The following is a 2687-nucleotide window of genomic DNA, read 5'->3' as shown; positions in this document are numbered from 1 at the left end:
GCTTTGAAAAATAATAAGTGTCTAAGCTTTAAATTGCTTTGTGAGTTATATTAACAATGCCCTCATGTTTTAATCTACCACAAATAAGTTCCGGAGATATCTTCTTTTTTAACAAAGCTATTATTAGCTTTTTAACTTTACAGGATAGCTTATGATTATTTGAAGTTCTGCGGCTTTGATATAGCTTCTGTGCTATCTCAGCATTATAGTCACTATTTATACTAGTGCGATTAAGTTCCTTTTTTATAGCTCTTTCACTATAGCCAATTTTATTGGCTATTTGAGATGTTTGGTATCCTAATTTAAGTAATTCTTCTATACAATATCTATTTGAAAGAGTTAAGTGCTTTGGCATTTTTTAGTTCCTTATCGTTTATTTTAGTTTCGTCAAAACCTAATAAACTATATTTGGAACTCTCTTTCAACTATTTAAAACTTTCAGAATACAATCTAGCATTTAATGAAAATCTCTAGTATTCCAATATTCTTGATTATGTTAATAGTAATGGTTGTAACAGCTTTAAATAAAGATGCTATTATACTTGTGCCTTTAGATATTATTTTGAGCGTTATAATCCTTAGTATATTTGCTAATGTGTTTGGATATTTAATAGGTAAAGTTTTGGGTCTAGATTTTGATAGTAGATTAGCTTTGCTATTTGAGTTTAGTATATTAGATGTTGGTTTAGGGATTGTAATAGCTTTGACCTTCTTTGGTAATCAAGCAGCTATTGCTGCAACTTTTTATGCAATTTGGCAGAATATTATTGGACCTATAATTGTTAACTTTGTAAATATATGTCGCAGTACTAAGTTTAAATCTTCTTAAAACATTTTGTTGACAAAAAGCCTAAAATAGACTAGTATATCTAAAAATGTGGTTTTAGATATCAAAATGAATCTTGAGTTAGAAAAATTTATAAATGTCGCGGAGGCTATAAGTAGGCTTTTGCATCCTTTTGCAGAAGTTGTAATTCATGATTTATCTAAGAACAAGATAGTAGCAATTTTTAATCCTATCTCTAAAAGAGAAATTGGAGATATATCATATTTAGACCATATAGATTTAGATGCATATAATGATTTTGTAATAGGGGGCCGTATGACAAAATAAATTATGATGGGCGCAAAATGAAATGCATTATCACTGTAATTAAAAACGCAACAAATGATGTTATATGGACATTATGCATAAATTTAGATGTTTCTGTGTTTGATAGATATCAAAGCTTAATAAACGTATTTCTAAATAATAACAATATGCAAATGTCTCAGCAGCAACAGAGCCTTTTTAGAGATACTTTTTATGAAAAAATTAACAATTTTGTGCAGAGATATTGTATAGACAATAATTTATCAGTCGATAATTTAACAAGGGATCAAAAGAAAAATTTGATTTTAGAACTTAAACAACAAGGCGCACTAGATGGTAAGAATGCAAGTAAATACATTGCAAACGCACTAAATATTAGTCGAGCTACTGTCTATAACTATCTTAAATAATCATAGGGAAAAATAATGTTAATCATATTAGGAGCAATTGTTGGTTTTGTAGCTAGTTTTATTTCTACACTACTTGGTGGAGGAGCAGGTTTGATAGCGGTTCCAGCTTTTTATTTTATAATTGTACATACTTATGGAGCGGACTTTGCTATGCAAATAGCTATAGCGACTTGTTGTGGGATGTCTATATTTTTAAGTTCTATAGCAACATACAAACACTATCGTAAGGGTAATATATACTTAGGAGAATTAAAGTATTATTTAGTATATTTATCTATAGGGGCGCTAGTAGGCTCAATAGTTGCAAAACATATAAATACAGATCTTTTGAAAATAGTATTTGCAATATTATTATTTGGAAGTGGTATCTGGATGATATTGCACAATGATAATAAGGTTGTCAAATTACCTAGGAGTGCCAGATATAGTATTTTTAGTTTTTGTGGTGTGTTGAGTGTTTTAGCAAGCTCAACAACATTTGCAACAATGTTTTTTATAAAGATTGGTACAGATATCAAAAAAGCCATAGCTATAACTAGTATCTGTGTACTCATAAACTCATTAATTGCAGCATTTGTACTTACTTATGGAATTAGTGTTAATGTACCATCAACACTTGGTTATCTAAATATTCCATTGTTAGTATCATCGGGTATATTTGCATTGGCAGGTAGTCTTTTGGCAGTTAATTATTTAGGGATAATTTCTCCAAAGCTTCTAAAGAATTTATTCATAGTTTTGATGTTTGTTTCTGGTGGTGTGATGATTATCTAAAAGTTGAAAATATAAGCTTTTGCTGTATACTTAATATCTCTTTGGAGAGGTGTCCGAGTGGTTGAAGGAGCACGCCTGGAAAGCGTGTATAGTTTAACGACTATCGAGGGTTCGAATCCCTTTCTCTCCGCCAGTTTTAAATAAAAAGCCAGATTGTATTCTGAAAGTTTTAAATAGTTGAAAGAGAGTTCCAAATATAGTTTATTAGGTTTTGACGAAACTAAAATAAACGATAAGGAACTAAAAAATGCCAAAGCACTTAACTCTTTCAAATAGATATTGCATAGAAGAATTACTTAAATTAGGATACCAAACATCTCAAATAGCCAATAAAATTGGCTATAGTGAAAGAGCTATAAAAAAGGAACTTAATCGCACTAGTATAAATAGTGACTATAATGCTGAGATAG

2 protein-coding genes, 1 tRNA gene and 3 pseudogenes are annotated in these 2687 nt (G+C 30.0%); 5 read left to right on the top strand and 1 reads right to left on the bottom strand.

All coding sequences use genetic code 11. The features are described from left to right. Positions 1-31: 31 nt before the first annotated feature. Positions 32-355, bottom strand: a pseudogene (locus F8C69_RS09830) (helix-turn-helix domain-containing protein); the annotation flags it as partial. Positions 356-457: 102 nt separating this feature from the next. Between F8C69_RS09830 and F8C69_RS09825 the strand changes: the two are divergent. The 5 genes and pseudogenes from F8C69_RS09825 to F8C69_RS11105 all read left to right on the top strand — a co-directional run. Then, positions 458-829, top strand: a pseudogene (locus F8C69_RS09825) (bile acid:sodium symporter family protein); the annotation flags it as partial. A gap of 48 nt (positions 830-877) precedes the next feature. Continuing rightward, positions 878-1503, top strand: a pseudogene (locus F8C69_RS09820) (helix-turn-helix transcriptional regulator). A gap of 15 nt (positions 1504-1518) precedes the next feature. Beyond that, complete coding sequence (locus F8C69_RS09815) at positions 1519-2277, top strand: sulfite exporter TauE/SafE family protein (protein ID WP_159185023.1); 759 nt, start codon at positions 1519-1521, stop codon at positions 2275-2277. Between the two features lie 43 nt (positions 2278-2320). Continuing rightward, positions 2321-2410: transfer RNA gene (locus tag F8C69_RS09810), tRNA-Ser, on the top strand. A 114-nt stretch (positions 2411-2524) separates the two neighbouring features. Beyond that, on the top strand, positions 2525-2687 hold a 163-nt coding region (locus F8C69_RS11105; protein WP_159183823.1), incomplete at its 3' end, for a helix-turn-helix domain-containing protein.

It is taken from the genome of Francisella noatunensis subsp. noatunensis, assembly GCF_009823375.1.
Lineage (GTDB): Bacteria > Pseudomonadota > Gammaproteobacteria > Francisellales > Francisellaceae > Francisella > Francisella noatunensis.
Note: the sequence above shows the minus strand (reverse complement) of the source record. Positions and strands in the feature narration are given on the sequence as shown.

Excerpts from the sequence above, each read along its gene's own strand:
- F8C69_RS09815 (WP_159185023.1), top strand. The coding sequence starts at position 1,519 with ATGTTAATCATATTAGGAGCAATTGTTGGTTTTGTAGCTAGTTTTATT.